Below are 5319 nucleotides of genomic sequence, written 5' to 3' on the forward strand. Positions count from 1 at the left end.
AAGAAACTCGATGCCTTGATTGACGTGCTGGTGGTCGATCTTGTGATTGCCCACCCGCAGCGCTCCACTCCCCTGGTCATGCAGTTGGCCGGCCAACTGAACGTGAATGTTCGGAACGACTGGACGCCCGATGCCGCATGGCTGGGCTGCTACCAGAAGATTCAGTTGGCTCATTTGTTCACCGAGTTCTCGGGGTCCGTTGCCGCGCCGCCGGCAGACCGCAAAAAGAGCGTGCTGGTCGAACAGTTGACCCGGCTCTTCGCCGACGCCGCGGCCGGCAACATCGCAGACAAGGCGCTGGCCGATAAGGTCAACGCCTGGCTGCCGGCGAACCTTCGCCGCGAGTCAACCACAAGCCGATGACTAACAACCATCAGCAACCTAGGAACCGTCCCGACGACGGTTCCTTTTCATATAGACGCACAAGATTCGTCTCCTTCCGAGCATCGCCACTTTCAACCGCTCTCAATTCGGGTACAATCGATCTCAGTATGAGTACGCCGAGCGATCCTGGACTCATTCTGTTTGGAAAGACGCGCCGTGCCGTCTTGGCCATGCTTTATTCTCATCCCGACGAATCTTTTTATCTCCGCGAGATTGCCCGCCGGACCGACAGCAGTGTCGGCGCTATCCAGCGCGAGCTGACGGCATTGACCGGGTGCGGCATTCTCCGTCGTGACCGGCAGCGTTTTTTTCAAGCGAATCCCGAGTGCGTGATCTTCGAACCGCTCAAGCAGATCATCCATCGAACGATCGCGTTGCATGATCGACTTCGAAACGTGCTGCGCCACCTCGCGCCACACATTCTGGTCGCATTCGTGTTCGGCTCTTTCGCCCGATCCGATCCGAATCAGAACAGTGATATTGATTTGATGATCGTAACGCGCGACGACCAACTAACGCTTGAACAGGTCGTCGCCGAACTTGGGCATGAGCAGGCGACGCTCGGCCGCGAAATCAATCCATTCGTGTTGACCGCGAAAGAACTGCGGGCCAAGCGACTGACGGGCAACAGTTTCATCACGCGGGTGTTGGGCAACGACAAGATTTTCGTCATCGGAGACGCGCATGACCTTGCAGGATTGGCTGAAAAACGGCTGGCTGAAAAAGCACCAGACGACCGCACAGGAAATCGGCGAGCTTCTCGAACTCGCCGACCGCGACCTAAAGGATTGTCGGGCACGCGGGCTCAGCGATGACTGGAAACTCAATATCGCCTACAACGCCGCATTGCAGGCCGGATTCGCCGCACTCCACGCAGCCGGCTACGCCGTCCCCAAGGGCGACTCCCATCATTTTCGGGTGATCCAGTCGCTGGAATACACGGTGGAATTGAACGACGCGGCGATCGCCAAGCTCGATACGTACCGAAAGAAACGCAACATGGGGATCTACGACATTGCCGGCGCCATCAGCGGCCGCGACGCGGACGATTGCGTCGCGACGGCCGCCGACCTCCTGGCCCGAGTTCGAGCCTGGCTGGCAAAAGAGCATCCCGATCTATTGATATGAATATCCACCCTCCCCCGCCGCTTGCGTATGCGCGTGGCAAATTATGTTTCACTAATTTCGCCGGCCCAACCCAATCGTCACCAAACTTTCACCGAAACCCCAACCCCGCACTGCACCCCGCCGCAGCGGTTCGGTCAACCCCCCGTTTATCCCCACCCGTTATACGTTGATAACATATTTTATCTGCGGTATCCTAAAGCCATGTCCCCCCATCCCCACCGGGCTCTCTCCGGCCCATCGAAGTCACCTGGCCGACTCAACGAACGGGTTGAACGGGTTGGGAAAGCAACAAGTGGCGAGATCGTCCGACCGACCCGCCTCACTGAACAACAGTTCTGGGCTCTGGCCGACATCCCCGCAGAGGCCGAGTGGTTCGCCAACATTCGCAACAAGCACACCCGCCGGGCGTACAAACTTGACGTCCACGACTTCCTGAACTTCACCGGCATCGACGTCGCCGGCATCCGTGCCGTAACGCGGCCGCACGTCATCGCCTGGCGAAAAGACCTGGAACGCCGCCAGCTCTCCCCGTCCACCATCCGGCGGAAGCTCTCGGCATTGTCGGCGCTGTTCGAATACTTGTGCGAGTACAACGCGATCTACTTGAATCCGGTTAACGGCGTCGAGCGACCGGCGGCGGACGCCAACGAAGGCAAGACGCCGGCGATCGGCGATGCCCAAGCTCGGGCGCTGCTCGCCTGCCCTTCTTCTGACACGCTCAAAGGGAAAAGGGACGGGGCGATCCTTGCTTCGTTTTTGTATCACGGGCTGCGGGCGGAAGAATTGGTCAAGCTGAAAATGAAGGACGTTCAGGAGCGCCGAGGCGTCAAACACTTTCGCGTGCATGGGAAGGGATCGAAGATTCGGTATGTTCCGGTGCATCCGGCGGCGCTGGATCGGATCGACACCTACACGGCCGCGGCGGGACATGCACTTGATCTTGAAGGTGCGTTGTTTCGGCCGACGAAGGTCGCTGCGGGAGCGACCACGGAAAAGGCGATCGCCTATCGCAGCGTTTACGATGTAATCAAGAGATACGCAGCCGCGGCGAACATCAACGCTGCGGAGTTTTGTGTGCATTCACTTCGCGCGACTGCGGCGACCAATGCGCTCGACAATGGGTCGGATATTGCCAAGGTTCAGGAGTGGTTGGGGCATGCGAATGTTTCGACGACGCGGCTTTACGATAAGCGGAAGACGCGGGCGGAGGATTCGCCGACGTTTAAGGTGGCGTACTGATTCCGACGAATCCTCCGCCCGCGGCAAGCAGCCATGTGAAAACTCACGTATGCAGACTACGATTTCCACAAATCATAGAGTCGAGCGGTTTCGATGCTCCAGCCTCCGGGGAACACAACATTGACCTTCGACCCAAACGGCGTCGAGTGGTCTAGGCCCCAAAAGTACGCTTGATCCAGGTCTTCGATTGAAAGTTTGTCGGCGCAGAACTGATTCCAGGCCGACACGAAGTGATTGTCTCTTCCGATCACCGTAATCAGGTCCGTGATGTTCTCAAGCGAGATATCTTCCGCATCGAGCAAAGCTTGATCCCACGCCGATAGATCCGACTTGGTGATAGCTTCGCATCGCAGCATGAAGTCGCGTGATTGAAGGCGATCCACCTCCACGAATTGCTCAAGGACTGCGCCCCATCCAGTGACAGGAAACCCCAGTTTCCGATTCGCAATGCCGTAAAGGACGCTCGACCACGAGTGCTGGTCAGCCCTAGTTGCGCCCGCACCAAATACGGATTGCACCCAATGCACAACATTGTCTCGCAAAGTGGGATTATCCAGGATGCTCGCATGCGCGTGCGCGGCGAAACTGCCATCTGAGCGCGTCATCGTTTCCGTGACAAACGGCTTTAAGGTCTTCTGCAACAGTCGGGTGAGATCCTCGGGCGGTCGACACGGAAACCACAAATCCCGCGCAAACGAGAGTGTTAAATCCATGCTCAGAAGAATTGCCCCCCTTTTCCAGTCTCCGGAATCGATACTCATTGGTGCTCCTTCCCTACTAATGATCACAACCCAGGATGATTTGCCAAATCGTCCGTGTCGGGTGGCGTCTCATTCGTGCACCCACGATCCTTAAACTGTGAAATTTGCCTTTGCAAATTTACCCGTTGGTTATTGAATCTTTCTCGATGACCTTTGCGTGTGGTCTTTCCACGCGTCTTTTGCTCAGGCGGTAAATCTTCCGGAAGATTATCCTTGTTCTTATTATATTCACGAATCCGATCCTTTAGCTCGTTTACCAACTTTCTGATGGCAGCTTCAAGTTTATCACATTCCGGATCGCCTGGCCCCGGCGGCGGCACCCGTGTCCCCCCACCATTCGGTGATGTTTGCGGTGGCGTTGCCGGCGTAGGCACCGGCAACGGCGGCATTGGTGCCGGAATTCCCGCCGCCGGCGTCAACCAGTCTGAGAGGCAGTAGGCTCCGTAACATGCGAGCCCGATCACGATTACTCCACCGACCACTGGGGCGGCCGCTGTCCCCCCGACTGCCGTGCCGGTTGCGGCGGTGGCGGTTGCTACTTCTCGGCCTAAGGGATCGACGTAATTAGGCGCGCTGCTCAAGCCGTACAGGTAAAGGCTTGACCCGTCCAGATATCCAATATCCTGTTGCACCCACCTTCCCAGCCCGGTATCCAGATCGCGATGGCGGAAATGCACCAGCCCCGTGGCCGCGTCCTGCCGGCCGCCCTGGTGCCGCCACGCCATCACATACGCATCCGTTCCCGCCGTGCCCCACGATGCGGTCAGCCGCGTGCTGGTGCCGTAGGGATCATAAACATACCGCTCCACCACCGTGCCCGACGTGTCGGTGATGCTCGTCACGTTCCAATTGGCATCCTGCTCGACGTACACCCGGCCCGCCACCGTCGGCACGTTCATCGGTGCCGGCGGGATAATGCCGCCACGCGTCGTGGTTCCATTCGTTTCCTTCTCGACGATCTTCGGACGCGGCACACCCGCCGCGAACGCGAACCGGGGATCGGCGCGAAGCAGCTCCAGCCGCCGTTGCAAGCGTTCATCGACCACCGACAGACTTCTGCCCTCGCCGCCGCCCGATTCGGTGATCTCCGTGTCGCGCAGCACCATCGCGTCGATGTACAGCGGGCTCCAGACGTTCTGCACCTGCGTAAACCTGTCCTGTGCATCGTTGTTGCTGTCTTCTTCGAGCACACGCCAGTCGGCCGAATAGTAAAGGTTCGTCCGCTGGTAGGGACCGCCCGCGCCGTATTGAATGTTGTCGGCGGCGGAGAATTCATGGATGCGACGACCCAGCGCGTCGTGAAGGAAGTATCGACCGTTTGCGATGCTGACCGAATACAGGCGATTCCAGGCATCGTAAGTATTGGTGACGCCGGCGCTGGTTCGAAGATTGCCGTCGGCGTCGTAAGTGAGTGATGCGCCATTGTTGCTGGTGATCTGATTCTGGGCGTTGTGATCCCGATCGACGGGCGTCCCGCCGTTGCCTTGCAGCGAATCCCAGTTGCCCAGCGCATCAAGCGTCCACGCCTGCTGGCGACCGGCGGTGGTAACAGTGTCGAGCACGCCGTCGCTGTCGGCATCGCTAAGCGCGCCCCGGCGGAATTCGGTCAGGCGATCAAGATTGGGCCAAAGTGGCTGGGGCATGCGAATGTTTCGACGACGCGGTTGTACGACAAACGCAAGACGCGGGCGGAGGATTCGCCGACGTTCAAGGTGGCGTACTGAAAGAAAATGAAATAATAACGTCCTTATCAGCTATCAATACTGTGACGCAGGACGTGGAAACGCTACGCGCTCACCATTCGTGG

7 protein-coding genes and 1 pseudogene are annotated in these 5319 nt (G+C 58.4%); 4 read left to right on the forward strand and 4 right to left on the reverse strand.

Annotation, left to right across the window (positions count from 1 at the left end; all coding sequences use genetic code 11):
* The coding region (locus SGJ19_26005; GenBank protein MDZ4783718.1) for a hypothetical protein at window positions 1-363 on the forward strand (363 nt) is incomplete at its 5' end.
* 92 nt (window positions 364-455) lie between these two features.
* On the opposite strand, the gene SGJ19_26010 is transcribed toward SGJ19_26005, so the two are convergent.
* Both SGJ19_26010 and SGJ19_26015 read right to left on the reverse strand, forming a co-directional pair.
* Window positions 456-896, reverse strand: coding sequence for a hypothetical protein (locus tag SGJ19_26010; protein MDZ4783719.1), 441 nt, complete (start codon window positions 894-896; stop codon window positions 456-458).
* Window positions 897-1070, reverse strand: coding sequence for a hypothetical protein (locus SGJ19_26015; GenBank protein ID MDZ4783720.1), 174 nt, complete (start codon window positions 1068-1070; stop codon window positions 897-899).
* 4 nt (window positions 1071-1074) lie between these two features.
* On the opposite strand from SGJ19_26015, the gene SGJ19_26020 reads away from it, so the two are divergent.
* Together SGJ19_26020 and SGJ19_26025 are read left to right on the forward strand one after the other, a co-directional pair.
* The gene (locus SGJ19_26020; GenBank protein ID MDZ4783721.1) at window positions 1075-1512 is read left to right on the forward strand and encodes a hypothetical protein; all 438 of its coding nucleotides are present in this window, start codon (window positions 1075-1077) and stop codon (window positions 1510-1512) included.
* Window positions 1513-1713: 201 nt separating this feature from the next.
* Window positions 1714-2751, forward strand: a complete 1038-nt coding sequence (locus tag SGJ19_26025) for a tyrosine-type recombinase/integrase (protein MDZ4783722.1) — start codon at window positions 1714-1716, stop codon at window positions 2749-2751.
* Window positions 2752-2807: 56 nt separating this feature from the next.
* Here the strand turns inward: SGJ19_26025 and SGJ19_26030 are convergent, their stop codons facing one another.
* Window positions 2808-3512, reverse strand: coding sequence for a hypothetical protein (locus SGJ19_26030; GenBank protein MDZ4783723.1), 705 nt, complete (start codon window positions 3510-3512; stop codon window positions 2808-2810).
* A 23-nt stretch (window positions 3513-3535) separates the two neighbouring features.
* Window positions 3536-5155 carry an RHS repeat-associated core domain-containing protein gene (locus SGJ19_26035; protein MDZ4783724.1) on the reverse strand — a complete coding sequence of 540 codons (1620 nt, stop codon included), beginning with the start codon at window positions 5153-5155 and terminating at the stop codon, window positions 3536-3538.
* Here SGJ19_26035 and SGJ19_26040 point away from each other — a divergent pair.
* Window positions 5141-5236, forward strand: a pseudogene (locus tag SGJ19_26040) (site-specific integrase). The gene SGJ19_26035 and the pseudogene SGJ19_26040 sit on opposite strands and share 15 nt — an antisense overlap.
* The last annotated feature ends 83 nt before the right edge of the window (window positions 5237-5319 follow it).

Source organism: Planctomycetia bacterium, assembly GCA_034440135.1.
Taxonomy (GTDB): domain Bacteria; phylum Planctomycetota; class Planctomycetia; order Pirellulales; family JALHLM01; genus JALHLM01.